This is a genomic window from Sphingomonas aurea, assembly GCF_030678875.1.
GTDB lineage: Bacteria > Pseudomonadota > Alphaproteobacteria > Sphingomonadales > Sphingomonadaceae > Sphingomonas > Sphingomonas aurea.
Window position 1 is genome coordinate 69811 of sequence record NZ_JAUUDS010000004.1, and the last position, 25075, is coordinate 94885.

Consider the following 25075-nt stretch of genomic DNA (forward strand, 5'->3'; position numbering starts at 1 on the left):
TCGGGTCAGCGCAGGTCCGGCGGCGTCGCCTCGTCGCGAAGCATCGCCACGACCTCGTCCAGGGTGGCGAAGGTCTGCGCCTGGCTGCCGAGGCGGCGGATGGCGACCTTGCCCTCTTCCGCCTCGCGCTTGCCGACGACCAGCAGCACCGGAACCTTGGCGACCGAGTGCTCGCGAACCTTGTAGTTGATCTTCTCGTTGCGCAGGTCGGTCTCGACGCGGATGCCCGCCTTGCGCAGCGTCGCCGCAACCTCCTCGGCATAACCGTCGGCGTCGGAGACGATCGTCGCGACCACCGCCTGCACCGGCGACAGCCAGAGCGGGAAGCGGCCGGCGTGATGCTCGATCAGGATGCCGATGAAGCGCTCGAACGTGCCCAGGATCGCGCGGTGGAGCATGATCGGGCGATGGCGGTTGCCATCCTCGCCGACATAGCTGGCGTCGAGTCGCTCGGGCAGCACGGTATCGGTCTGGATCGTGCCGACCTGCCACGTCCGGCCGATCGCGTCGGTCAGGTGGAACTCCAGCTTGGGGGCGTAGAAGGCGCCCTCGCCCGGCAACTCCTCCCAGCCATAGTCTGGCGTGTCACGGCCGGTGGCGGCGACCGCGTCGCGCAGCGACTGCTCGGCCCAGTCCCACATCTCCTCCGAGCCGAACCGCTTCTCCGGCCGCAGCGCCAGCTTGATCGCATAGCTGTCGAAGCCCAGGTGCTGATAGACGCTGTCGAGCAGCTCGCAGAACTTGCGAACCTCGTCGACCAGCTGGTCCTCGCGGACGAAGATGTGTGCGTCGTCCTGCGTGAACTGGCGGACGCGCATGATGCCATGGAGCGCGCCATGCGGCTCGTTGCGGTGGCAGCAGCCGAATTCAGCCATGCGGATCGGCAGGTCGCGGTACGACTTGATCCCCTGCTTGAAGATCAGGACGTGCGCCGGGCAGTTCATGGGCTTGAGCGCCATCAGGTCGCCCTCGCCCGTCAGCACCGCACCTTCGTCCTCGGTGTTCGGCACCTCGTCCGGCACCACGAACATGTTCTCGCGATACTTGCCCCAGTGGCCCGACTGCTCCCATTGGCGCGCGTCCATCAGCTGCGGGGTCTTCACCTCGGCATAGTCGGCGGCGTCGAGGCGGCGGCGCATATACGCTTCCAGCTGGCGCCACAGGACGAAGCCCTTGGGGTGCCAGAAGACCGACCCCTGCGCCTCCGACTGGAGGTGGAACAGGTCCATCTCCTGCCCGATCTTGCGATGGTCGCGCTTGGCGGCCTCTTCCAGCATGAACAGGTGCTGGTCGAGCTGCTTCTTGTTGAGCCAGCCGGTGCCGTAGATACGGCTGAGCATCGCGTTCTTCTGGTCGCCGCGCCAATAGGCGCCCGAGACGCGGGTCAGCTTGAACGCGTTGGGATCGAGCTTGCCGGTCGAGACCATGTGCGGGCCGCGGCACATGTCGAGCCACGCGCCCTGGCGATAGATGGTCAGTTCCTCGCCGTCGGGCAGTTCGGCGGCCCACTCGGCCTTGAATGTCTCGCCTTGCTGCGTCCATGTCTCGATCAGCTGCTCGCGGCTCCACACCTCGCGCGTGAACGGCTCATTCCTCGCGATGATGCGGCGCATCTCCGCCTCGATCGCGGGCAGGTCGTCCTCGGTGAACTGGCGGTCCTTCGGCGCGAAGTCGTAATAGAAGCCGTCGTCGGTCGCCGGGCCGAAGGTGATCTGCGTACCCGGAAACAGGTGCTGGACCGCCTCTGCCATGACGTGTGCCAGGTCGTGGCGGACGAGTTCGAGTGCATCGGCCTCGTCCTTGGCAGTCACCAGCGCCAGCTGGGTGTCGCCCTCGAACGGGCGGTTCAGGTCGCGCACCTGCCCGTCGATCCGCGCCGCCAGCGCCGCCTTGGCGAGGCCCGGCCCGATCGCGGCGGCGACATCCGCCGGGGTAGTCCCGGGCGCAACCTCGCGGACGGAACCGTCGGGCAGCGTGATACGGAACAGCTCGGCCGGATGGGCGGACATGATGGACTTTCGCGTTTGTTGAGGATCGGCGAATAAAGCGCTGGCGGGTATATAGGCAAGCACTGCCTCAACTCCTCCCCGGGACGGGGAGGGGGACCGTTCGCGCCAGCGAATGGTGGAGGGGGGCTGCCGCATATGTATCGCCTGCGGAAGCCCCCCCCCTCCGTCACGGCTGCGCCGCGCCACCTCCCCGTGCCGGGGAGGATCTAGGCGATCCCGAACGGCACCACATGGTTGTCCTGCGTGTGCCCCACCCGTGCGCGGCCCAGATACGGCACCCCCATGTCGCCCGCCCAATGCGCGATCATCGCCTCAGGCGTCTCGGCCCAGGGCGGATCGTTCTCCTGCACGTCGTTGACGGTGCCCAGGCGGATGCCGGCGATCCCCTTCAGCTGGGTGGCGTTGGCGACAGTGAAGAGCATGCGGTCGACGCGGTAGAGCGGCTCCGACACCTCCTCGATCATCAGGACGTGATCGGTCAGGTCGGGCAGCCAGGGCGTGCCGATCAGCGCGGTCAGGATCGACAGGTTGAACGCGGCGGCCGGGCGGCCGGCAAGGTCGGGCTCCAGCCCCTGCCGGTCGCCGCCGACGATCCAGCCGAGCGTCCGCGCGACCGTCGCGTCGCCGCCCTGCCGGTTGATGTCGGTCGCCATCGGCGCGTGGCACGGCCGCCCGATCCGCCGGGCATAGAGCGCGCCGAGCAGGAACCCCATGTCCGAATAGCCCGCATAGACCTTGCGCGCCGCCGCCGGCCCCAGCTGCGGCATCACCGCCGCCAATAGCCGGTTGGAGCCATAGCCGCCGCGGGCGAACCACACCGCGTCATAGCCGGGATCGTTCGCGACCTGGAGGAAGGCGGCGGCGCGGACCGCGTCGGAGCCGGCGAAGTGGCCGGCGCTCTCGAAACATTGCGGGTGGAAGACCAGGTCGACGTCCGGATAGGCGATCGCCGCGAAGGCACCGGCGCGCGCGGCCACGACCGGGTCGATTGGCCTGCCGGGAGCCACCACGCCGATCCTCATGCCGCCCGCTCCCGCCTTGCCCCGTCCGGACGATGCCGATAGCGCGGGCGCATGGACCAGCGCAAACCCGCAGATGACGCTCCCTATTTCCCTGGCCCCTATTTCTTCGTCGGCATCGGCGGGTCGGGGATGATGCCGCTGGCGATGATCGTGCGCGCGCATGGGCTCACCGTGGCGGGGTCGGACCGGGGGCTGGACCAGGGCCATACCGCGCCCAAGTTCGCGGCGCTGGAGCGGAGCGGCGTCGCGCTGTTCCCGCAGGACGGCAGCGGCGTGACCGATGCGCGCCAGCGGGTCGTCGCCTCGGCGGCAGTCGAGGACAGCGTGCCCGACATCGTCGCCGCGACGCGGCTGGGCTGCCCGCGAATGCGCCGCGCCGACCTGCTCGCCGAGCTGTTCAACGCCGCCGCACTGCCGATCGGGGTGGCGGGGACCAGCGGCAAATCGACCGTGACCGGGATGATCGGCTGGATCCTCCATGCCTGCGGGCGCGACCCGACCGTGATGAACGGCGCGGTGATGAAGAATTTCGTCCAGCCCGACGCGCCCTTTGCCAGCGCGCTGGTCGGCGGCGGCGAAGCGTTCGTCAGCGAGGTGGACGAGAGCGACGGGTCGATCGCGCTCTATCGCCCGGCGGTGGCGGTGCTGAACAACGTGTCGCTCGATCACAAGGGGCTGGACGAGCTGCGCCAGCTGTTCGGCGACTTCGCCCGCCACGCGCGCCGGGTGGTGGCGAATGTCGGCGATGCGGAGACCGCGGCGCTGCTCGCCGACCTGCCCGCGGTGACGAGCTTCGCGGTCGAGGCGGACGCCGATCTGGTCGCCACCGACCTGCGGCCCGAGCCGTTCGCGATCCGCTTCGACCTGATCGCGCGCGGCGAGGCTCCCCTGCCCGTGCGGCTGGGGGTGCCGGGGCGGCACAATGTCTCCAACGCGCTCGCCGCGATCGGCGCCTGCGTCGCGGCGGGGGTGAAGCTGGCCGACGCGGCCCATGCGGTCGAGGGGTTCACCGGCCTGCGCCGCCGCTTCGAACTGGTCGGCGAGGCGGGCGGCGTCGCCGTCATCGACGATTTCGGGCACAATCCCGACAAGATCGCGGCCACGCTCGACACGCTCCACGCGCACCCCGGCCGGCTGCTGGTCCTGTTCCAGCCGCACGGCTATGGTCCGTTGAAGCAGATGGGACGCGAACTGGCGCAGACCTTCGCCGAGCGGCTGGCGCCGGGCGACGTGCTGGCGATGCCCGATCCGGCCTATTTCGGCGGCACCGTCGACCGCACGGTCGGCAGCGCGGCGATCGTCGATGCGGTCGCCGCAGCCGGGCATGAAGCGCTCTATATCGCGGACCGCGCCGAGGCGGCGGCTCACCTGCTCGCGATGGCGGTGCCGGGCGATCGCATCGTCGTGATGGGCGCCCGCGACGACACGCTGAGCCTGCTCGCCGCCGACATGGTCGCGACGCTGGCGGCACGATGAGCCGCCCCGCAGCCGCCCGGCGCGCCGCCGAGATCGCTGGCCGCCGCGGCGAGCGGCTGGCGGGCTGGTGGCTGCGGCTGAAAGGCTGGCGCATACTGGACCGCCGCGTGCGAACCCCGGCGGGTGAGGTCGATCTGGTCGCGCGGCGTGGCAACCTGATATCCTTTGTGGAGGTAAAAACGCGCAAGACGGCGGCCGAACTCGACTGGGCCATCGACCAGCGCCGCCTGGCGCGGGTCGCCGCGGCAGCCGAGGTGCTGATGCCGCTTTATGCCGGGCCGGGCGACGACATCCGCGTCGACGTGATCCTGATCGCGCCGGGCAGCCGGCCGCGCCACATCGAGAATGCGTTGATCGGCTGAACTGCGTTCACACCTGTCCTACTGCGCCGCCACCCTGTATGCCTGCGCCCAGCCATGACCTCTCACCCGGAGCCATCGCCGACCTCGCCCGTTCTGTCGGCCCGTTCTCGCGCCATGCCCGATGCGCGCGGAACCGGACACGGAAGGGGGGGTGTAGTGTCCGGTTTCGAGTCGCGAACCCCTGTCGAGGAAGCTGAATGACCCTGACCGTCGCCGTCCAGATGGACCCGATCGAGACGATCAACATCGCGGGCGATTCGACCTTCGCGCTGATGCTGTCGGCGCAGGCGCGCGGGCACCGCCTGTTCCATTACGCCGCGGAGGACCTGAACTGGTCGGACGGGCGGCTGTGGACGCGGGCGCACCCGGTTACGGTGCAGCGAATGGTGGGCGATCATTTCCGCTTCGACGAGGCGGTCAGCCTCGATCTGGGCGAGCAGGCGGACGTGGTGCTGATGCGCCAGGATCCGCCGTTCGACCTCGGCTATATCACCGCCACGCACCTGCTGGAGCGGGTCGCCGAGCGGACGCTGGTGGTCAACAATCCGCGCAGTGTCCGCAACGCGCCGGAAAAGGTGTTCGTCCTCGACTATCCGCAGTTCATGCCGCCGACGCTGGTTACGCGCTCGCTGGACGAGACACGCGCCTTCCTGAAGCAGCACGGCGCGATCGTCATCAAGCCTCTCCACGGCAATGGCGGCAAGGCGATCTTCCGCGTCGGGCCGGACGGCGACAACCTGTCGGCGTTGATCGAGGTGTTCAACCAGACCTGGCGCGAACCGCACATGGTCCAGGCGTTCCTGCCGGCGGTGGCGAAGGGCGACAAGCGCATCGTGCTGGTCGACGGCGAGGTTGCGGGCGCGATCAACCGCCTGCCGGGCGAGGGCGAGATCAGAAGCAACCTGGCGGTCGGCGGATCGGCCGAGAAGACCGAACTGACCGAGCGCGAGCGCGAGATCTGCGCGGTACTGGGGCCGGAGCTGAAGCGGCGCGGGCTGCTGTTCGTCGGCATCGACGTGATCGGCGGCGAGTGGCTGACCGAGATCAACGTCACCAGCCCGACCGGCATCGTCGCGATCGAGCGGTTCGACGGTACCGACGTCGCCGGCATGATCTGGGACGCGATCGAGAAGAATATCGGCGAACGGAACCTCGCCGCGCGGCGTTGAGCCGCGCATGACCGGTTTCATCGTCGAACTGATCGCCCGTGGCGGCTATTGGGGCATCTTCCTCCTGATGGCGCTGGAGAATATCGTCCCGCCGATCCCGTCGGAGGTCATCATGGGCCTGGGCGGGATGGCCGTCGCGCGCGGGCAGATGCAGCTCGGCTGGCTGATCGCCGCGGGCACCGCCGGCACGGTGGCGGGCAATTACTTCTGGTACTGGATCGGGCGGCGCTTCGGCTATCAGGGGCTGAAGCCCTTCGTCGATCGCTGGGGGCGCTGGCTGACCGTGGAGTGGGAGGATGTCGAGCACATCACCCGATTCTTCCACGACCGCGGTGGCTGGGTGGTGTTCGTGTTCCGCTTCATGCCGACCTTCCGGACGATGGTGTCGCTGCCCGCCGGCATGTCGGCGATGCCGCGCTGGCGCTTCCTGCTGTGGACGGCGGCGGGATCGGCGATCTGGAACGCGGTGCTGGCCGCCGCGGGGCTGTTCCTCGACCGGCGCTTCGCGGAGCTGGACCGCTATGTCGGCCCGGCGGCGATCGCGCTGATGGTCGGGATCACGCTGTTCTACATCTACCGCGTCGTCACCTGGAAACCCCGCGCCCGGCGCTGAACCTCAGGCACGCGGATGGGCGTGGCGATAGACGTCGAGCAGATGCGCGGCATCGACCGCGGTGTAGATCTGGGTCGAGGCGAGGCTGGCATGGCCGAGCAGCTCCTGGAGCGCCCGCAGGTCGGCGCCGCGGCCCAGCAGGTGGGTGGCGAAGCTGTGGCGCAGCGCGTGCGGCGTCGTCCGCTCACCCAGCCCCAGCCGGGTGCGCGCGCCCTGCACCGCGCGGCGGATGATCGCAGGGTCGAGCGGCCCGCCCTTCGCACCGCGGAACAGCGGTTCGTCGCGCATGATCGGCCAGGGCGACTGGCGGGCATAGCTCTCGATCGCGGCGCGGACCTGCGGCAGGAGCGGCACGATGCGCGTTTTGGCACGCTTACCGGTGACGGCCAGCGTCTCACCCAGCGGCAGCACCCCACCGGGCAACGCCAGCGCCTCGCCGATGCGCAAGCCCGCGCCGTAGAGCAGCATCAGCACCGCCCAGTCCCGCGCCGCCAGCCATGGCTCGCGCGCCTCGTCGGCGACGTCCTCGGCCAGCGCCACCACGTCGGCCGGCGCGACGGGGCGCGGGATCGATCGCGGCTTGCGCGGTCCCTTCACCGGCGGCGCGGCGGCGCCAGCAAAGGCCAGAAACCCGCGCACCGCCGACAATTCCCGCGCCGCCGATGCATTGCCCAGCCCGCCGCCGCGGCGATGCGCCAGATAGGCGCGCAGGTCCGCCGTGGAGATCGCCGCCAGCGCTGACCGGTCGACCGCCCCGCCCCAATGCTCCGCCAGAAAGGCCAGCAGGCGGTCCGCTGTCGCGTGATAGGCCCTGACCGTATGCGCCGACCGCCGCCGGTCCCGCGCGAGATGCGCGGCCCAGTCGACGGCAAGCGGATGGGGCAGATGGGCGGACACGGTGCCGGTGTCGATCAGACGTCGATGCTGTCGTACACCACGACCCGGTCCCACAGATGCCCGCAGGTCGCGACGAAGCGTTGATGGACGGGATGATCCTGATAGCGGGCCTGATCCGCGACGCTGTCGAAGACCATCAGTTCGGACACGCTGTAGCTGCTGTCCACCACCGACCGATCCTCTGTCGCGGCCGGCACCCCGATCCGCAGGTCACGGATGACGGGAATGGCCCGCAGCGTCCCCAGTCCTGCGATCAGCGCATCGCGATCGGCCGCGCTGCCCGGATTCTTCAGCCAGAAGAAGACATGGTGGACGAGCTGCCGCTTGCCCTTCGGACCGGCCGCCCCCGCAGCGGCAGGCGCCAGACCCAGTGTCGCAAGCAGGGCAATCCAGTGACGACGGTTCAGGCTCATGATTATCCTTTCACATCAACGGCGCCCGCGGCGAAGCGGCAGGCGGTTGGGCGCTGCAGTAATTCTGGGCGACCGTGCCACGCCCGTCACCCGCTGGCGAGTCGCTGCCCCGCCTTTCCGCCTCCCCCGTTCCGCCCCATATGGGCGCCATCATGTCCCGAGCCCGTGTCCTGATCCTCAACGCTGCGCTGGGGCCGCTCGATTACCGCGTGCCGCACGGCATGGCGGTGGAGCCCGGATCGATCGTCGTCGCGCCACTGGGTCCGCGCCAGCTGCTGGGCGTGGTGTGGGAACCGGAGTTCATGCCGTCGGACGCGGAGGTCGGCGACAATCGGCTGCGGCCCCTACTCGCCAAAGCGGAGGTGCCGCCATTGGGGGCGTCGCTGCGACGACTGGTCGAGTGGACGGCGGCCTATTACCTCGCCCCGCCTGCCGCGGTGCTGCGCATGTGCCTGTCCTCCACCTCGGCGCTGGAGGGCGCGCGTAGCGTTACCGAGTACCGCGCGACGGGCGAGGTGCCCGACCGCCTGACCCCGCAGCGCGCGCAGGCGCTGGAGCGGATCGGTGACCGCCAGGGGCTGATCCGCGAGCTGGCGACGACCGCCGACGTGTCCGACGCGGTGATCCGCGGGCTGGTCAAGGCCGGCGCGCTGGAGGGGGTAGAGGTCGACATCGACAGCCCCTTTCCGCTGCCCGATCCCGATCACGGTGCGCCGACTCTGTCGACCGACCAGCGCGCCGCCGCCGATACGCTGGTCGCCGACGTCGCGGCGCGCGCCTTTGCGCCGACCCTGCTCGACGGGGTGACCGGATCAGGCAAGACCGAAGTTTATTTCGAGGCGGTCGCCGCCGCGATCCGCGCCGGGCAACAAACGGTGGTGCTGCTGCCCGAGATCGCACTGACCGAGCCGTTCCTGAAGCGCTTCCACGACCGGTTCGGGTGCGAGCCGGTCGCCTGGCACTCCGGCCTGCGCTCATCCCAGCGCCGCCGCGCGTGGCGCGCGATCGCCAGCGGGCAGGCGCTGGTGACGGTCGGCGCGCGGTCGGCGCTGTTCCTGCCCTATCACAACCTGGGCCTGATCGTCGTCGACGAGGCGCACGAGACGAGCTTCAAGCAAGAGGACGGCGTCCATTATCACGCCCGCGACGTGGCGGTGATGCGTGGCAAGTTCGAGAGCTGCCCGGTAATCCTGGCGAGCGCCACGCCCGCGATCGAGACGCGCCAGCAGGTCGCGCTCGGCCGCTATGCCGAAGTGCAGCTGCCCGGTCGCTACGGTCCCGCCGAGCTGCCGACGATCGAGGCGATCGACCTGATCGCCACCCCGCCGGAGCGGGGCCGCTGGCTGGCGCCGAAGCTGGTCGCGAGCCTGCGCGAACGGCTGGAACGGCGGGAGCAATCGCTGCTGTTCCTCAACCGCCGCGGATATGCGCCGCTGACGCTGTGCCGGACCTGCGGGCACCGCTTCCAGTGCCCCAATTGCACCGCCTGGATGGTCGAGCATCGGCTGACCCGACGGCTCGCCTGCCATCACTGCGGCCATGTCATGCCGACCCCGCGCGCCTGCCCAGAATGCAAGGCGGAGGACTCGCTGGTCGCCTGCGGCCCTGGTGTCGAGCGGATCGCGGACGAGGTGGCGCTGCTGTTCCCCGAGGCGAAGACCGCGGTCGTCACCAGCGACACGATCTGGTCGCCGGCCAAGGCGGCGGAGTTCGTCGGCCGGATGGAGGCGGGCGACATCGACATCGTCGTCGGCACCCAGCTGGTAACCAAGGGGTACCACTTCCCCAACCTGACGCTGGTCGGGGTGGTCGACGCCGATCTGGGGCTGGAGGGCGGCGACCTGCGCGCGGCGGAGCGGACGTTCCAGCAGATACGGCAGGTGTCCGGCCGCGCCGGCCGCGGCGAGAAGCCCGGCCATGTCATGATCCAGACCCACTCGCCCAAGGCGCAGGTGATGCGCGCGCTGGTGACCGGCGACGCGGACGCCTTCTACACCGCCGAGACCGCGGCCCGGCGCGACGCGGGTGCGCCGCCGTTCGGGCGCTATGCGGCGATCATCGTTTCATCGGAGGACCGGGCGTGCGCGCACGAGACCGCGCTGCTCGTCGGCCGATCGGCACCGCGGGTCGAGGGGATGGCGGTCTATGGCCCCGCCCCCGCCCCGCTCGCGATGCTGCGCGGCCGCCACCGGTACCGCCTGCTCGTCCATGCGCGTCGCGCGCTGGACGTGCAGGACATCATCCGCGACTGGCTTGGCGGATTGGAATGGTCGGCCAAGGCGCGGGTTGCGGTCGACGTGGATCCGTACAGCTTTCTGTAAACCGATCCGTTCCGCCGATCGGTAACAGCGTCTTAACCATGCCACCGTCAAGCCGGGTGCGATGATGGCGAACGAGCAGGACATGCCCGCAGGCGGTGATGATTGGCGGCGGATCGCCGTCGTGGCCGCGGTGTTCCAGCTGGCGATCGCGCTGATGGTCGGCTGGCTGCTGACCGTGAACAGCGCGACCAGCCTGGCCGCCGGCTACTTCTTCGACCAGGATGCGTGGATGTTGGCGGCGGGCGGGCTGGCGCTGCTGGGGCTCGCCTGTTGGCCGATGCGCGGAGCGCCGGTCGTCCCGGCGACGCATGCGCGGATGCTCCTATGGTCGTCCGCCGCCGCGCTGGTCGCCTATGTCGGCTGCTTCGTGATCTTTCACCATTATGCCGTGTCACGCGACGAGCAGTCCGCCACATTCGCGGCGACCTATATGGCGGGCGGGCGGCTCGGCTGGCCCATTCCGGCATCGCTGCGCGATCTCGCCCAGGCGATGATGCCGATGCACACGACCGTGCGCCCCGGCATGTGGGTATCCAATTACCTGCCGGTGAACGCCGCGATTCGGGCATTGGCGGAGCGGTTGGGCGACCAATGGCTGGCGGGGCCGCTGCTGCTGCTCGGCGGCGCGCTGGCGCTGGCATCGGCAGCACGGCGGATCTGGCCCGACCGTCCGCACGGTGCGACGGTGGCGATCGTCCTCGCGCTGACCTCCACCCAGGTGATCGTCAACGCGGCCACGCCCTTCGCGATGACTGGGCACTTCGCCCTGAATGCGCTGTGGCTGGCGTGCTTCACGCGCGGCGACCGGCGCGGCCACGCGGCGGCGATGGTCGTCGGCCTGTTCGCCTCGGGGCTGCACCAGGTGCATTTCCACATCGCGTTCGTGCTCGGCTTCGTGCTGTGGCTGGCCAGCGACCGGCGCTATCGGCTGGCGGGCTGCTACCTCCTCGCCTGCGTGTCCTACTGGCTGCTGTGGCGCTATGCCTGGCCGGGGCTGCTCGATGCCGAACTGGGTCGCGCCCTGGTCGTGAGCGGCACCGGGCCGCCGCCGGGCGTCAGTCCGGTCCTGTGGCGGCTCAGCCAGTTGCAGGTCAGCGAAAGCCTGACGCGCTTCATCGCGTGGCAGAACATCCTCCTCCTACCGCTGACGATCGTCGGTGCAGGGGCGGTGCGCCGGACCACGGGGTCCGCCCGCGTCCTGATCGGCTGCGCGATCGCGTGCGCGATGGGCCTGGCGACGATGGTGATGCAGGATCACGGCTATGGCTATCGCTACCTCCACCACCTGATCCCCTGCTTCTGCCTGTTGGCGGCGGGGGGATGGCTGGCGCTGGAGGAGCGGATCGGCCGACCGCTGCCGGGCATGATCCTCGCGGCAGGAGCGGCGTTCGCTGCGCTGGTAACGCTGCCGTTCGCCGCGTGGCGGACGATGGTGGCGAGCGCGCCCTACGAGGCTGCGTGGCACGCGGTGCGGTCTGCGGACGCCGACTATGTGATGGTCGACACACGCGCCGGCGCGTACCTTCAGGACATCGTGCGGGTGCAGAGAGGCGGTGGCCCGGTGCTGCTCGATCTGGGCTATGTGCCGGAACTCGCCATCGCACGGCTATGCGCGCAATCCCGCGTCATGGTGCTCGGCGAGGTCGAAGCGCGCCGGCTCGGCATACCGGTCGATCCCGACCGGGTCGTCAACGATCGCGAGGCAGGCGAGCGGGCCGAGCAGCTCCGCCGCCTGCGCTGCGGAACCCCGCTGCCGCTCGACTAATCAATCGGCGTGCTCGGCGAGGACGGTCAGACCCTTGTCGCTGACCTCGGCAAAGCCGCCGCGGATCGCGATCGGCTCGGGCGCGCCGCCGGCGGTACGCTGGACCAGCAGCTGACCGTCACGGATCGTCGACATGAAGGGGGCATGCCCCTCCAGTACGGCGAAGTCGCCTTCGGTGCCGGGGACGGTGACCATGTGCACCTCCTCCGAGCGGAGGAGCTTCTCAGGCGTGACGAGTTCAAAGTGGAGAGGCATCGGTCAGTTTCCGGTCTGATACTGGATGGTGGCGAGCAGCTGGACGCGGTCGGTCGGACCGCCCGCACTCGCCGGGCTGGACAGGGTCATGGTCATGGCGGGATCGGCCGTGCTGACGAAGCGCCAGCTGGTCATCCCCGCTCGCTCGCCGGTGCCGGTCTGCCGCCAGTGCCGGGCGAATGCCGGCGTACCGACCGCGGCGGCGACGGCAGGCTGAAGGTCGGCCGGACCACCACCGGATAGGTGGCAGAAGGGCAAGCGATCGGAAGTCGTGACATAGATCCCACCTTTGCCAACCGGCACGCGCCAGTAATGCAAGGCCATCCGCATCGCGGGTGGCGGCAGGGCCACGTCGGGTACGCGGTCTTGCGGCTCTAACCCCTCCGCTCGCCCGAAGGCCGCGATGTCGTCCGACCAGCTGGCCGGGTCGAGCAGCCAGCGCTCGCAAGCCGCGACCGCCCTATCGATTGCGGCGACATTGCTGCCCGCGTCCGCCTGTCCAGCAACAGGCGCGATCGCGAGCAGCAGTGCCGCCGTGCCGATCACGCCTCCTGCGCCAGCTTCTCGGCCTTGGCGACCGCCTCGTCGATGCCGCCGACCATGTAGAAGGCCGCTTCCGGCAGGTGGTCGTAATCGCCGTTCACCACGCCCTTGAAGCTGCGGATCGTGTCCTCAATCTGCACGAACTTGCCGCTGATGCCGGTGAAGACCTCGGCGACGTGGAACGGCTGCGACAGGAAGCGCTGGATCTTGCGGGCGCGCTGGACGGTCAGCTTATCCTCTTCGGACAGCTCGTCCATGCCCAGGATCGCGATGATGTCCTGCAGCGACTTATAGCGCTGAAGCAGCGACTGGACGGCGCGCGCCGTGTCGTAATGCTCCTGCCCGACGATGCGCGGCTCGAGCACGCGGCTGGTCGAATCGAGCGGATCGACCGCCGGATAGATGCCGAGTTCCGAGATCGCACGGTTGAGCACGGTCGTCGCGTCCAGATGGGCGAACGAGGTCGCCGGCGCCGGATCGGTGAGATCGTCCGCGGGGACGTAGACGGCCTGCACCGAGGTGATCGAACCCTTGTTGGTCGAGGTGATCCGCTCCTGCAGCGCGCCCATGTCGGTCGACAGGGTCGGCTGATAGCCCACCGCCGACGGGATGCGGCCGAGCAGTGCCGACACTTCCGCGCCCGCCTGAGTGAAGCGGAAGATGTTGTCGACGAAGAACAGAACGTCCTGCCCCTCCTGATCGCGGAAATATTCGGCGATGGTCAGGCCCGACAGCGCGACGCGGGCGCGGGCCCCCGGCGGCTCGTTCATCTGGCCGAATACCAGCGCGACCTTCGAACCCTCGCTGATCGGCTCGCCCGCCTCGTTCTTGGCGATGACGCCCGCGTCGAGGAACTCGTGATAGAGGTCGTTGCCCTCGCGGGTGCGCTCGCCGACGCCCGCGAACACCGAGGTGCCGCCATGGCCCTTCGCGATGTTGTTGATAAGCTCCTGGATCAGCACCGTCTTGCCGACGCCCGCGCCGCCGAACAGGCCGATCTTGCCGCCCTTGGCGTAGGGGGCGAGCAGGTCGATGACCTTGATGCCGGTGACCAGGATCGCGCTCTCGGTCGACTGGTCGACGAACAGCGGGGCCGAGGCGTGGATCGGCGCGCGCAGGTCGGTGGCAACCGGGCCACGCTCGTCGATCGGCTCACCGATGACGTTCATGATGCGGCCCAGCGTCGCCGGACCGACCGGCACCGAGATCTGCGCGCCGGTGTCGTTGACCGACTGGCCGCGGGTCAGACCCTCGGTCGCATCCATCGCGATCGTGCGGACGGTGTTCTCGCCCAGATGCTGCGCGACCTCCAGCACCAGCTTGGTGCCGTTGTTGCTGGTCTCCAGCGCCGACAGGATCGCCGGCAGGCGATCGGGGAAATGCACGTCGACGACGGCGCCGATCACCTGGGCGATCGTACCGACATTGTTGGTGGCGCCCGTTGCGGTCGGGCGGATGTCTTCAGCGGCGGTTGCCATCGGTTGCGTCCTTGCCTTCATCGTCATTCCCGCGAAGGCGGGAATCCATAAACTCTGCCGTCTCGATCCATCACGCAGGCTGCGCGTCTGGATCCCCGCCTTCGCGGGGATGACGGTATGCGGATACTACAGCGCCTCGGCGCCCGAGATGATTTCCACCAGCTCGGTCGTGATCGCGGCCTGGCGGGTACGGTTATACTGGATCGACAGGCGGTTAATCATGTCGCCGGCGTTGCGTGTGGCATTGTCCATGGCGTTCATCCGGCTGCCCTGCTCCGACGCCGCATTCTCCAGCAAGGCGCGGAAGATCTGGACGGCGATATTGCGGGGCAGCAGCTCGGCGAGGATCGACTCCTCGTCGGGCTCGTACTCGACGACGGCGGCGGCGCCGGTTGCGGCGGTCTTCGCCGGCATCGGGACCGGGATGATCTGGATACCCATCGGCTCCTGCACCAGCGCCGAGACGAACTTCGAATAGAACAGGTGCGCGACGTCGAACTCGCCCTTCAGGAACCGCGCGATCAGGTCGTCAGCGACGGCGCGGGCGTCGTCGAACGCGACCGTCTTGATATGGCCCATCTCGTGATCGGCGAGGATCGCGTCGGGGAAGAAGCGGCGCAGCACGCGCCCCTTCTTGCCGGCGATGTAGAACTTCACCGTCTTGCCCTGCGCGATCAGTTCGTCGGCCTTGCGGCGGGCGGCGCGGACGATGTTCGAGTTGAACGCGCCCGCCAGCCCGCGCTCCGACGTCGCGACGACGATCAGCTGGACCTGATCCTTGCCGGTGCCGGCGAGCAGCGGCGACGCCCCCACCCCGCCGACGCGGCCGGCCAGCGATGCCATCACCGCTTCCAGACGCTCGGCATAGGGACGGCCGTTCTGCGCCGCTTCCTGCGCACGGCGCAGCTTGGCGGCGGCGACCATCTTCATCGCCTTGGTGATCTTCTGGGTCGACTTGACCGAGTTGATCCGAACCTTGAGGGCCTTCAAACTAGCCATTTGCGTCCTTTATGTGCTCCCGCGGAAGCGGGAGCCCAGACTGGGTCCCCGCCTTCGCGGGGACACATGGGGTTCAGGCGAACGTCTTCGCGAACTGGTCGAGCGCGGCCTTCAGCCCCGACTTCGCCTCGTCGCCCAGATCGCGGGTCTCGCGGATCTTGGTGAGGACGCCGGCGTGGTTGGCGCGCAGGTCCTGCAGCATCGCCGCCTCGTAGCGGGTCACATCCTGCACCGCGACCTTGTCGAGATAGCCGTTGGTGCCGGCGAAGATCGAAGCGGTCTGCTCCTCGAACGGCATGGGCGAAAACTGGGCCTGCTTCAACAGCTCGGTCAGGCGCGCACCACGATTCAGCAGGCGCTGGGTCGAGGCGTCGAGGTCCGAGCCGAACTGCGCGAACGCCGCCATCTCGCGATACTGCGCCAGCTCGAGCTTGATCGAGCCGGACACCTTCTTCATCGCCTTGGTCTGCGCGGCCGAGCCGACGCGGCTGACCGACAGGCCGACGTTGATCGCCGGGCGGATGCCGGCGAAGAACAGGTCGGTTTCAAGGAAGATCTGGCCGTCGGTGATCGAGATCACGTTGGTCGGGATGTACGCCGACACGTCGCCCGCCTGCGTCTCGATGATCGGCAGCGCGGTCAGCGAGCCGCCGCCGTTCGCGTCCGACATCTTGGCGGCGCGCTCCAGCAGGCGCGAGTGGAGATAGAACACGTCGCCCGGATACGCCTCACGGCCCGGCGGACGGCGCAGCAGCAGCGACATCTGGCGATAGGCGACCGCCTGCTTCGACAGATCGTCGAACACGATCAGGGCGTGCATGCCGTTGTCGCGGAAATACTCGCCCATCGCGGCGCCGGTATAGGGCGCGAGGAACTGCATCGGCGCCGGCTCCGACGCGGTGGCGGCGACGACGATGGAATATTCCATCGCGCCATTTTCTTCCAGCGTTTTGACCAGCTGCGCGACGGTGGAGCGCTTCTGCCCGACCGCGACATAGACGCAGTAGAGCTTCTTCGACTCGTCCGAACCGGCGTTCACGCCCTTCTGGTTGATGAAGGCGTCGATCGCGACGGCCGACTTGCCGGTCTGGCGGTCGCCGATGATGAGCTCGCGCTGGCCACGGCCGACCGGCACCAGTGCGTCGATCGCCTTCAGGCCCGACTGCATCGGCTCCGACACCGACTGGCGCGGGATGATGCCGGGCGCCTTCACCTCGACGCGGCTGCGCTGGTCGGCGACGATCGGCCCCTTGCCATCGATCGGGTTGCCGAGGCCGTCGACGACGCGGCCGAGCAGCCCCTTGCCGATCGGCACGTCGACGATGGTGCCGGTGCGCTTGACGACGTCGCCTTCCTTGATCTCGGCGTCCGAGCCGAAGATCACGACACCGACGTTATCGGCCTCAAGGTTCAGCGCCATGCCCTGCACGCCATTGGCGAACTCGACCATCTCGCCCGCCTGGACGTTGTCGAGGCCATAGATGCGCGCGATGCCGTCGCCAACCGACAGCACCTGGCCGGTTTCCGAGACCTGGGCCTCGGTGCCGAAATTGGCGATCTGGTCCTTGATGACCTTCGAGATTTCTGCGGCGCGGATATCCATTTGCTTAGCCCTTCATCGCGTGCGCGAGAGAATTGAGACGAGTGCGGATCGACGAGTCGATCATCTGGGAACCGATGCGGACGACCAGACCGCCGAGGAGCGCGGGATCGATCGACAGGTCGACCGCCACCTCGCGCCCGACGCGCTGGCGCAGCTGCTGCTTCAGCGCGTCGACCTGGGGGCCGTCGAGCGGATGGGCGCTGACCACCTCCGCCGTCGCCTCGCCGCGATGGCGGCTGGCGAGGGTGCGGAAGGCGCGAATGATCGCGGGCAGCTGCCCCAGACGGCGATTCTCGGCGAGCACGCCGAGGAAATTGCGGGTTGCGGGATCGAGGCCCATCTGGTCGGCGGCGGCGAGGATCGCCTTGGCCGCGGCGCCGCGCGCGATTACCGGGCTGGTCGTCAGCGTGCGCAGGTCGGCCGACTGGGCCATCGCATCGCGCAGCGTCGTCAGGCTCGCCTCGACGGCGTCGATGGTCTTTGCATCACGCGCCAGCTCGAACAGCGCGAAGGCGTAACGCCCGGATAGGCTTGCCTGAATACCGCCGGATGTCTCCACGGACCTTCGTTCCCTCGCGTATTTCAAAACGGGTGACCCAAGAGGAACTGGGCGCGAAACCGCGCCTGTCAAAGGGCTGGCGGGCGGCTAGCATGGGGTGCCGGGGGATGCAAGCGGAGCGGACGCAACCTTGCCAAAGGAGGATCGCCGCCATGCGCCGTTCAGCATCATGGGCGTAACGACCGCAGGAGCGATGGGGAGGACGGAATGCGCAGACTGGCGGGCGTGATGGCGATCGTGGCGTTGGTGATGGCGGGCTCCGCCCCAGCCGAGACGGTGCGGGTCGACGGCGTGTTCGCGGCTGGCGTGCGCGAGGTCAGCCTGCTGCCCACGATCGGCGTCGACCTGTTCGACGGACCGGACGGCGACGCGCTGGGCGTCGCCATCGAGCGGCGGCTGGCAACATTGGGCGAGGACGGCGTGCCCCATGCCCGGATCGTCGCGGCCTCGCTGCGCCCGGATGGGCTGCTCTCCGGCCGCGCCTCGTCCGGAGTCGAGGACTTCAACTATATCGAGACGCGCGAGCGCTGCGTCGAGAAGAAGGACGACAAGTGCGTGCGCCGCGCGAAGTACCGGGTCGGCTGCACCCGCCGCACCGTGACGCTCCACGCCGACCTGCGGCTGGTCCGTCACAGCGACGGACGCGTGCTCTACACGGTACCGAAATCGCGCAGCGACACGGATTCCTGGTGCGAGGATGGCGGTGTCGGGATCAGTGTCGATGCGGCGCTGCACTCGATGACCGAATCGATCGCACAGGAGGTGCGGCTCGACCTCGCCCCGCATCGCGAGCGCTACGCGATCCGGATCAAGGAGGATCGCGACGGCCTGCCACCCGATCTCGCCGACCGGTTCCACGACGCGGTGCGGCTGACCAAGCACGACCAGTCCGCCGCCTGCGCGGCGTTCGCGCAGATCGGCGAGGCGGCGCCCGATCATGGGCCGACCCTGTTCAACCGCGCGCTCTGCGCAGAGGCTTCGGGCCACTATGCCGAGGCGACGGACCTCTACACCCGCGCGCGGGTCTTTGCGCCCAAGGCGGGCGGCGATGTCAGCAAGGGGCTCGGCCGGGTCGCGAGCCTGGCCGCCGGTGAGGAGGATGTGCGCCGCCTCGCCGCGCTTTGACCGCAAGCTCCGGGATGCGGGCCGCGGCGGCGCGTAGTAGATCAGGGGCATGGAACAGACGATCGACAGCGAAGCGGCCTGGGCCGCCTTCACCGCCCGCGACCGCGGCGCCGACGGGCGGTTCGTGGTCGGCGTCCGCACCACCGGCATCTACTGCCGCCCGAGCTGCCCGGCGCGGCGGCCGAGGCGCGAGAACGTATCCTTCCACGCCGACGGCGCCGCCGCGCGGACGGCCGGGCTGCGGCCATGCCTGCGCTGCCTGCCCGACGAGGCCGGGCGCGATCAGGTCGCGGTGAGCAGGGCGGCGGCGATGCTCGACCGCGGCGAGCCGGCGACGCTGGGCGAGCTGGCAGCGGAGGTCGGCTATGCCCCGCATCATTTCCAGCGGCTGTTCACCCGCGCGACCGGCGTCAGCCCCGCCGCCTATGCCCGTGCCCGCCGCACCGCTCGCGCCGCCGAGGCGCTGACCCGGGAGAGCAATGTGACCGACGCGATCTACGAGGCGGGCTATGCCGCGCCCAGCCGGTTCTACGACGAGGCATCACCCCGGCTCGGCATGGCGCCGGCAACCTGGCGGGCGGGCGGTGCTGGTGAGACGATCCGCTGGACGCAGGCGGAGACGGTGCTCGGCGCGCTGCTGATCGCCGCGACCGCGCGCGGCATCTGCCGCGTGGCGTTCGACGAGGACGAGGCGGCACTCCGCGCGCGTTTTCCCCATGCCACCATCGTCCCCGGCGATGACGACCTTGCCGGGCTGGCGGCGCAGGTCGTTGCACAGGTCGAGGAACCCGGACGCGATCTGGCGTTGCCGCTCGACGTGCGTGGCACCGCATTTCAGGAGGCGGTGTGGCAGGCGCTGCGCAGCATCCCGGCGGGTGAGACGCGCAGCTATGCCGAGCTGGCCGCGATGGCCGGGCGGCCCGGGGCGGTGCGCGCGGCGGGCACCGCCTGCGGCAGCAACGCGGTGGCCGTGCTGATCCCCTGCCACCGGGTACTCCGCGCGGATGGCGGCCTGGGCGGCTATGCCTATGGCCCGGAGCGCAAGCGCGACCTGCTGACCTGGGAGGCGGAGCGTAAACGCCGTGGTTAGGCAAATCTAAAGCCTTGCCGACTACCCCGACCGGCAGGTCTCAAGGGAAATGACATGAGCAGCGCGTTCGGGCGTCGGAGCGGTATCGGGAGCGGACACGCGGCACGGCCAGCCTTCGGAGTCGCGCGGCCGATGCAGGGCGGCGGCCCGGCGCCGCGCGTCGAAGAGGTCGCACCCGCCAACGAGCCCGGCTTTCCCACGACCGACACCGATCCGCTCGGCACGCCTGCCAGCCAGATGGACGCGATGCAGCGGCTGGCCGACCGTCAGGCCCAGTCCGGCGAGGCGGGCAACAGCCGCGTCGAGGGGTTCGAGCAGTCGATCCACAAGATCAAGGAACAGGTCCTCCCCCGCCTGCTGGAGCGCGTCGATCCCGAGGCCGCGGCGACGCTGGGCAAGGACGAGCTGGCCGAAGAATTCCGCCCGATCATCGGCGAAGTGCTGGCCGAGCTGAAGCTGACGCTCAATCGCCGCGAGCAGTTCGCGCTGGAAAAGGTGCTGGTCGACGAGCTGCTCGGCCTCGGGCCGCTCGAGGAGCTGCTGGCCGATCCGGCGATCAGCGACATCATGGTCAACGGTCCCGACCAGACCTATGTCGAGCGCAAGGGCAAGCTGGAGATCGCACCGATCCAGTTCCGCGACGAGGAGCATCTGTTCCAGATCGCGCAGCGCATCGTGAACTCGGTTGGCCGCCGCGTCGACCAGACGACCCCCCTCGCCGACGCCCGCCTGAAGGACGGCAGCCGCGTCAATGTCATCGTGCCGCCGCTGTCCCTGCGCGGCACCGCCATCTCGATCCGTAAATTCTCCGCCAAGCCGATCACGCTCGACATGATGGCGGGCTTCGGCAGCATGTCGCCGAAGATGGCGACCGCGCTGAAGATCGCGGGCGCCAGCCGGTTCAACGTCGTGATCTCCGGCGGTACCGGTTCGGGCAAGACAACGATGCTGAATGCGCTGTCGAAGATGATCGACCCCGGCGAGCGCGTGCTGACGATCGAGGACGCGGCCGAGCTTCGCCTGCAGCAGCCGCACTGGCTGCCGCTGGAAACCCGGCCCGCCAACCTGGAGGGTCAGGGCGAGATCTCGATCCGCGACCTCGTCAAGAACGCGCTGCGTATGCGCCCGGACCGGATCATCCTGGGCGAAATCCGCGGCAGCGAGTGTTTCGACATGCTCGCCGCCATGAACACGGGCCATGACGGGTCGATGTGTACGCTCCACTCCAACAGCCCGCGCGAAGCGCTGGCGCGTATGGAGAACATGGTGATGATGTCGGACATCAAGGTGCCGAAGGAGGCGATCAGCCGCCAGATCGCCGATTCGGTCGATATGATTATCCAGGTGAAGCGCCTGCGCGACGGCAGCCGCCGCGTGACCAACGTGACCGAGGTGATCGGCATGGAGGGTCCGGTGATCGTCACGCAGGAGCTGTTCAAGTTCGAATATCTGGACGAGTCGTCCGACGGCAAGATCATTGGCGAATATCGCTCGATGGGTCTGCGCCCCTACACGCTCGACAAGGCCAAGCAGTTCGGGTTCGACCAGGCCTATCTCGAGGCCTGCCTGTAATCCGGAGGAACCCGCTCCCTTTTCGCAAGTTATCGTTACGCGATCGCAATTGAAGGAGCAGCAGCATGGCAGTGATGGACCCCATCGGCACCGCCGGGATCGGCAATCCCTTCCAGTGGGTTGCCGGCATGCTGGCCTCGCGTCGGGAGACGCGGGCGGCGCGTACGCAGATGCTGCGCGAGATGGGAATCTGCACCGTGTGCCGGACCAACACGGTCGAGCAGAAGTGCGACAGGCGCTGCACCCAGTGCGAGCTGGAATGCGCGTCGGTTCCCTGACGCGCACCCCACCTCTCCGACTAGATCGCAGGCGCCATCCTTTTCAGCGCCCGATGGATCAGCCCGGCGATCTCCGCCTGCAACTCCGCCTTCGGATGGACCACACCGTCGAACATGCGAGCGGCCAGCGCCGTATCGAACGACCCGTACGCGTCGTACAGGCTGAAGAACGCCACGCCCTTTTCCACCGCGACCGACGCCGCCGCATCGCGGAAGGCGATCACGCCGTTATTGTACGGGCTTCCCGCGGGCGGCGGGAACATCAGCAGCACGTCGCCAGATAGCTTCGCCGCGTCGACGATCGCCCGCAGGTTGGCGGCGTATGCGCCGGCGTCCACACCGTTGCTCATGTCGTTCAGGCCGAGGCAGACGATGGTCAGGTCCGGTGCGTCGAAGACCAGTGCCTCCCGGTTGCTCCAGCCGCTGCCCGTGGCCGCCTGATCCGCCGACTTCGCCCCAAGCGCCGCATGGACGACGATGTCGAACGCCGTGCTCGCGCTGTTATAGCCGGTGATCGAGCGGATAGCGCCGCGCCGCGTCGTCCCGGTCAGCGCCAGCGTTCGCAGACCCGCTGATGCGGCCGTTACGACATGGCGGAGGAATCCGCCTCCCGCGGCCGTGGTGAAGGTCGCGGCACCGCCAGCGGGCGCGACCGAGTCGATCGCGACCTGATAGGTCTCGTCCTCCGAGCGGTAGGCGACGATCTCGAACGTATCGACCGGCGTCGAGGGTCGGAAGCGCAGCTGGTTCAGCCCCGGTCGCCAGAAGCCGCCGCCGGCCAGCGCCCCGGCAGCGACGATCTCCCACGGGCTGCCCGTCGACGCCGACCGGGTGATGCGCGGATCATAGGCGCCGAGCAGGTCCTGCCCGGTCGCGCTGTTGATTGCATGGTCGGCAACCATCGATCCGTCGAGCGCCGGCGTACCCCCGTCGGACAGCAGCGACGCGAGCACCGCCGGCACACGCACCGCTCTTGCCCCGGTCAGGCCGAAGGAGTCTGCGGTGCTGCCACCGCCCTGACCTAGCGCCGTGCTGTCGCCCTTCCACACGATTCGTCCGCGGCCGGTGCCGGCGCGGACGCGTGCCACGGCCGCACGGAAGGCGGCATTACCGGCGCCGTTCGCCGCGAAGCCGGGCAGCGCCGCGACATCGTCGTTCAGGATCGTACCGGTCGCGCTGATCGCCGAACCCCCGGCATAGCCCGGCGGCGGCACGATCGCGACGGTGAAGCTCTCGTCGGGCTCAGCCGTCGTGTCGCCCGCCGCGACGACGGTGAACTGCCCGCTGGCCACTCCGTCCGCCAGCACGACGCTGCCGCCACCCGGCAGGCCACCGACGAAGTCGTCCGCACCGGTCTGGCCGGGCGAGAAGGTCCAGGCGATGCTTACCGACCCTTGCGCGGCCGAGCGGGTGACGGTGTAGACAAAGGACCGTCCGCCGCTGTCCCCCTCTGCCTGCGCGATCGACGCGGACAGCGAGACGGTCGGCTGCGCGGCGATGGTCAGCGCCAGCGTGGTCGACCGCGGACTGTTGCTCGCACCGGCCAGTGTCTCGACCAGCGTCACCTGGTAATCTCCGGCCATGGTCGGCGTACCGGTGATCGACCGCCCCGCGCCGTCCAGCGTCAGCCCGGCGGGCACCTGTCCCTCAACCGTCGATCCGGTCGTGGCACCGGCAATCGTCACCGCGGCCGTCCGCCCGACGGTCAGCGATGTCGACGACAGGGAGAGAGGTTGGAGCGCCACCGGTGTGGGTGTCGGCGTGGGCGTGGGCGTGGGCGTGGGCGTGGGCGTGGGCGTGGGCGTGGGCGTGGGCGTGGGCGTCGCGCTGTCCTCGCTCGGGCGCAAGGTCCGGGTGATGCTGCGCGTGCCGTCGGTCGCTGTCGCGATCGTCACCAGCGTCGACCACGCCCCTGCGCTGCCGTCCGCCAGCGGCGTCACCGCGTCCGCCGAAGCGGTCACTGTCAGCCGCCCGGTCGCGATCACCTCGCGGCCCGCGCGGAAGCGTTCCGCCAGTTCCACGGCCAGCGGGCGTCCGAACAGCGCCTCCGACAGGTAGCCGTCGCGCGCGAAGCGGACGATCGCGCCACCGGGTTCGGTTCGCACCTCGCCGGCGACTGCCGCGATCGTCTCGCGATCGTCGGCGTGGAAGGACAGGACGAAGGCGCGACCTGCCAGCGGCTCGGCAAGGCCCGCCGCATCCAGCAGGCGCAGGTCGAGGAGGAAGGGCTCGCCCGCGGCGAGGGTGAAGGTCGACAGGTCGTCGGCGACGTGCAGCATCGGCGATATCTCCAGCAAGTGTAGGGGTTCAGCCGCCGGCGGCGACACGGAAGGCGGTGGTCGCCGCCTCTGCCCGGCGCAGCGCGGCACGGCGGGAGGCGAGGTCGGTGGCATGGCGGGCGGCGGCGAGCGCGATCTCGACGCCCTCGGCCAGCGCGTGCAGCCGGGCGGCCTGCACCGGGGCCAGCCACGGCGCGAACAGGGCCGCGACCGTACGACTGGCCGAGTAGCCTGCCTCGACACGGGCGAGTGCGGCGTCGACCCGCTGCAGCCGCACTGCTGCATCGGGACCGGCGCACGCCGACAGGCTCGCCACAAGGGCGAGTATGGTGATGCTCTTCATGACGATGCTCCGAAAACGTGGCGATCAGGGGGCGGGCGGCTCACTGCTCGCGATCGGTTGGGACTGGCGGAACAGCAGGCCGCCGATCGTGCCGAGCAGGGTGACGAGGCCCGTCGTGACCTTATCCGACGTGGCGATCAGCGCCTCCGGCAGGACCTTGCCGAGCAGGCCGCTGACGATCACCGGCGCGAGTGCCACGACCAGTGTCGCGGCCACCACCGACAGGAATGCGCGGTAGCGCAGGCGCTGCTCGCTCATGCGCCCTCCCCCGCCTGCCCCATGCGGTTGGCGAGCCAGCCATAGAGGAACGCCTCGTTGGCCGGGCGTCGCTCGGCAAGGGCGACATAGCGTTCGCCCTGCAATGCCTCGACCGCCTTCAGCAGCACGTTTTCTGCCGCTCTGCCGCGCGAGGCGAGGAACGCGTCGAGCGCGGCGAGCGTCGCGGGTCCGACCCGCCCGTCGACCACCATGTCGGGATAGTCTCCACCGCTCCGGTTGAGCGCGTTGAGCGCACGCTGGAGGAAGCAGATCGCGGTGGCCGGACCCATGTTCACGCCGGTGTCGAACAGTTCCGCCGCCAGCAGCGGCGCCCGCGCCGCGACGTCGTCCAGCCGCGGCCGCGTCCAGTATAGCCGCCGATAGATCGTCGCCGCCTCCGCCCGCGGCAGCGCGCGCATCGTGCCGCGCCACCCCTGCGCCCGCGCGACCGCCTCGGTCACGCCCCATCGCGTAGCGCCGCCGCGATCGGCGCGGTGGTCGCTGTAACCACCCTCCCGGTCGATCACCGCATCGATCATCCCGTCCACGTCCATCCCTGCCCCCATGAAGCTGTTGGAAGGGCGACGGACTATCCCGTGTGCTGGCGTGTAGGACAGCGAAAAGTTCCCTTTTTGTTCTAGGGACT

General features: G+C 69.4%; 24 protein-coding genes. 10 read left to right on the forward strand and 14 right to left on the reverse strand.

From position 1 onward, the window contains the following. Nucleotides 1–5 precede the first annotated feature (5 nt). Both thrS and Q5H91_RS09860 read right to left on the reverse strand, forming a co-directional pair. Nucleotides 6–2009, reverse strand: a complete 2004-nt coding sequence (gene thrS / locus Q5H91_RS09855; protein ID WP_305173226.1) for a threonine--tRNA ligase — start codon at nucleotides 2007–2009, stop codon at nucleotides 6–8. A gap of 206 nt (nucleotides 2010–2215) precedes the next feature. Continuing rightward, nucleotides 2216–3031, reverse strand: a complete 816-nt coding sequence (locus tag Q5H91_RS09860; protein WP_305173227.1) for an LD-carboxypeptidase — start codon at nucleotides 3029–3031, stop codon at nucleotides 2216–2218. A gap of 51 nt (nucleotides 3032–3082) precedes the next feature. Between Q5H91_RS09860 and Q5H91_RS09865 the strand changes: the two genes are divergently transcribed. The 4 genes from Q5H91_RS09865 to Q5H91_RS09880 all read left to right on the forward strand — a co-directional run bounded on the left by Q5H91_RS09865 (nucleotide 3083) and on the right by Q5H91_RS09880 (nucleotide 6651). Next, nucleotides 3083–4507, forward strand: a complete 1425-nt coding sequence (locus tag Q5H91_RS09865) for a UDP-N-acetylmuramate--L-alanine ligase (RefSeq protein ID WP_305173228.1) — start codon at nucleotides 3083–3085, stop codon at nucleotides 4505–4507. Then, complete coding sequence (locus Q5H91_RS09870; RefSeq protein WP_305173229.1) at nucleotides 4504–4869, forward strand: YraN family protein; 366 nt, start codon at nucleotides 4504–4506, stop codon at nucleotides 4867–4869. Before Q5H91_RS09865 ends, Q5H91_RS09870 begins: the two co-directional genes overlap by 4 nt. Nucleotides 4870–5066: 197 nt before the next feature. Next, nucleotides 5067–6038, forward strand: a complete 972-nt coding sequence (gene gshB / locus Q5H91_RS09875; RefSeq protein ID WP_305173230.1) for a glutathione synthase — start codon at nucleotides 5067–5069, stop codon at nucleotides 6036–6038. A 7-nt stretch (nucleotides 6039–6045) separates the two neighbouring features. Next, on the forward strand, nucleotides 6046–6651 hold the full coding sequence (locus Q5H91_RS09880) for a DedA family protein (protein WP_305173231.1): 606 nt from the start codon (nucleotides 6046–6048) through the stop codon (nucleotides 6649–6651). A gap of 3 nt (nucleotides 6652–6654) precedes the next feature. On the opposite strand, the gene Q5H91_RS09885 is transcribed toward Q5H91_RS09880, so the two are convergent. Both Q5H91_RS09885 and Q5H91_RS09890 read right to left on the reverse strand, forming a co-directional pair. Then, on the reverse strand, nucleotides 6655–7548 hold the full coding sequence (locus Q5H91_RS09885; protein ID WP_305173232.1) for a tyrosine recombinase XerC: 894 nt from the start codon (nucleotides 7546–7548) through the stop codon (nucleotides 6655–6657). A gap of 14 nt (nucleotides 7549–7562) precedes the next feature. Next, nucleotides 7563–7961: a Dabb family protein gene (locus Q5H91_RS09890; RefSeq protein ID WP_305173233.1), complete on the reverse strand. Its 399-nt coding sequence runs from the start codon at nucleotides 7959–7961 to the stop codon at nucleotides 7563–7565. 152 nt (nucleotides 7962–8113) lie between these two features. Here Q5H91_RS09890 and Q5H91_RS09895 point away from each other — a divergent pair, with 152 nt between their 5' ends. Both Q5H91_RS09895 and Q5H91_RS09900 read left to right on the forward strand, forming a co-directional pair. After that, nucleotides 8114–10282 (forward strand): primosomal protein N', encoded by a 2169-nt coding sequence (locus tag Q5H91_RS09895; RefSeq protein WP_305173234.1) that lies wholly within the window; start codon nucleotides 8114–8116, stop codon nucleotides 10280–10282. Nucleotides 10283–10343: 61 nt separating this feature from the next. Further along, the gene (locus tag Q5H91_RS09900) at nucleotides 10344–12047 is read left to right on the forward strand and encodes a hypothetical protein (RefSeq protein WP_305173235.1); all 1704 of its coding nucleotides are present in this window, start codon (nucleotides 10344–10346) and stop codon (nucleotides 12045–12047) included. Here the strand turns inward: Q5H91_RS09900 and Q5H91_RS09905 are convergent, their stop codons facing one another. The 6 genes from Q5H91_RS09905 to Q5H91_RS09930 all read right to left on the reverse strand — a co-directional run bounded on the left by Q5H91_RS09905 (nucleotide 12048) and on the right by Q5H91_RS09930 (nucleotide 17484). Further along, nucleotides 12048–12302, reverse strand: coding sequence for an ATP synthase F1 subunit epsilon (locus Q5H91_RS09905; RefSeq protein ID WP_305173236.1), 255 nt, complete (start codon nucleotides 12300–12302; stop codon nucleotides 12048–12050). It lies immediately after the preceding gene. 3 nt (nucleotides 12303–12305) lie between these two features. Continuing rightward, nucleotides 12306–12848: a hypothetical protein gene (locus tag Q5H91_RS09910; protein WP_305173237.1), complete on the reverse strand. Its 543-nt coding sequence runs from the start codon at nucleotides 12846–12848 to the stop codon at nucleotides 12306–12308. Continuing rightward, nucleotides 12845–14323, reverse strand: a complete 1479-nt coding sequence (gene atpD / locus Q5H91_RS09915; protein WP_305173238.1) for a F0F1 ATP synthase subunit beta — start codon at nucleotides 14321–14323, stop codon at nucleotides 12845–12847. Before atpD ends, Q5H91_RS09910 begins: the two co-directional genes overlap by 4 nt. Nucleotides 14324–14449: 126 nt before the next feature. Then, nucleotides 14450–15322: a F0F1 ATP synthase subunit gamma gene (locus Q5H91_RS09920; RefSeq protein WP_305173239.1), complete on the reverse strand. Its 873-nt coding sequence runs from the start codon at nucleotides 15320–15322 to the stop codon at nucleotides 14450–14452. Nucleotides 15323–15395: 73 nt separating this feature from the next. Then, complete coding sequence (atpA, locus tag Q5H91_RS09925; protein WP_305173240.1) at nucleotides 15396–16925, reverse strand: F0F1 ATP synthase subunit alpha; 1530 nt, start codon at nucleotides 16923–16925, stop codon at nucleotides 15396–15398. A gap of 4 nt (nucleotides 16926–16929) precedes the next feature. Continuing rightward, the gene (locus tag Q5H91_RS09930) at nucleotides 16930–17484 is read right to left on the reverse strand and encodes a F0F1 ATP synthase subunit delta (RefSeq protein ID WP_305173241.1); all 555 of its coding nucleotides are present in this window, start codon (nucleotides 17482–17484) and stop codon (nucleotides 16930–16932) included. A gap of 207 nt (nucleotides 17485–17691) precedes the next feature. Between Q5H91_RS09930 and Q5H91_RS09935 the strand changes: the two genes are divergently transcribed. From Q5H91_RS09935 to Q5H91_RS09950, 4 genes are all read left to right on the forward strand, one after another. Then, on the forward strand, nucleotides 17692–18609 hold the full coding sequence (locus Q5H91_RS09935) for a hypothetical protein (protein ID WP_305173242.1): 918 nt from the start codon (nucleotides 17692–17694) through the stop codon (nucleotides 18607–18609). A gap of 49 nt (nucleotides 18610–18658) precedes the next feature. Beyond that, nucleotides 18659–19699: a bifunctional DNA-binding transcriptional regulator/O6-methylguanine-DNA methyltransferase Ada gene (gene ada / locus Q5H91_RS09940; RefSeq protein WP_305173243.1), complete on the forward strand. Its 1041-nt coding sequence runs from the start codon at nucleotides 18659–18661 to the stop codon at nucleotides 19697–19699. A 54-nt stretch (nucleotides 19700–19753) separates the two neighbouring features. Continuing rightward, the gene (locus Q5H91_RS09945; protein ID WP_305173244.1) at nucleotides 19754–21271 is read left to right on the forward strand and encodes a TadA family conjugal transfer-associated ATPase; all 1518 of its coding nucleotides are present in this window, start codon (nucleotides 19754–19756) and stop codon (nucleotides 21269–21271) included. Between the two features lie 65 nt (nucleotides 21272–21336). Then, nucleotides 21337–21549, forward strand: coding sequence for a hypothetical protein (locus Q5H91_RS09950; RefSeq protein WP_305173245.1), 213 nt, complete (start codon nucleotides 21337–21339; stop codon nucleotides 21547–21549). A gap of 20 nt (nucleotides 21550–21569) precedes the next feature. Here Q5H91_RS09950 and Q5H91_RS09955 read toward each other — a convergent pair whose 3' ends face one another. The 4 genes from Q5H91_RS09955 to Q5H91_RS09970 are packed head-to-tail and all read right to left on the reverse strand — an operon-like array spanning nucleotide 21570 to nucleotide 24983. Next, nucleotides 21570–23828: an SGNH/GDSL hydrolase family protein gene (locus Q5H91_RS09955; RefSeq protein ID WP_305173246.1), complete on the reverse strand. Its 2259-nt coding sequence runs from the start codon at nucleotides 23826–23828 to the stop codon at nucleotides 21570–21572. A 28-nt stretch (nucleotides 23829–23856) separates the two neighbouring features. Further along, nucleotides 23857–24171, reverse strand: a complete 315-nt coding sequence (locus Q5H91_RS09960) for a hypothetical protein (protein WP_305173247.1) — start codon at nucleotides 24169–24171, stop codon at nucleotides 23857–23859. 24 nt (nucleotides 24172–24195) lie between these two features. Then, nucleotides 24196–24429, reverse strand: a complete 234-nt coding sequence (locus tag Q5H91_RS09965) for a hypothetical protein (RefSeq protein ID WP_305173248.1) — start codon at nucleotides 24427–24429, stop codon at nucleotides 24196–24198. Next, on the reverse strand, nucleotides 24426–24983 hold the full coding sequence (locus Q5H91_RS09970; RefSeq protein WP_305173366.1) for a glycoside hydrolase family 108 protein: 558 nt from the start codon (nucleotides 24981–24983) through the stop codon (nucleotides 24426–24428). The genes Q5H91_RS09965 and Q5H91_RS09970 overlap by 4 nt, the downstream gene beginning before the upstream one ends. Nucleotides 24984–25075 lie beyond the last annotated feature (92 nt).